Origin of the sequence: Zobellella taiwanensis, assembly GCF_003012795.1 — a bacterium.
In the GTDB taxonomy this organism is placed as follows: Bacteria; Pseudomonadota; Gammaproteobacteria; order Enterobacterales; family Aeromonadaceae; genus Oceanimonas; species Oceanimonas taiwanensis.
The window spans coordinates 1-255 of the sequence record NZ_PXYH01000091.1 but is presented as its reverse complement, the minus strand read 5'-3'; the positions used below and the strand labels follow the sequence as shown (position 1 = coordinate 255).

Sequence of the window (255 nt, the reverse complement as noted above, 5' to 3'; positions counted from 1 at the left end):
TCACCGGGGTTCCGTCGGGGTGCTCGGCGTTGCAGGGCCACTGGATGCTGCCGAGCCGCTCCAGCTTGTCGTAGCTGACCCCGGTGAAGGACGGCGTCAGGGCGGCGATCTCGTCCATGATCTCGGACGGGTGATCGTAGTGCATGGGGTAGCCCAGGGCGTTGGCCAGATCCATGGTCACTTCCCAGTCCTCCTTGCCCGCCAGCGGCGTCATCACCTTGCGCACCCGGTTGATGCGCCGCTCGGCGTTGGTGA

At 66.7% G+C, this 255-nt stretch carries 1 pseudogene; it reads right to left on the bottom strand.

From position 1 onward, the window contains the following. Nucleotides 1-255: pseudogene (locus C7I36_RS17055) on the bottom strand (formate dehydrogenase subunit alpha); the annotation flags it as partial.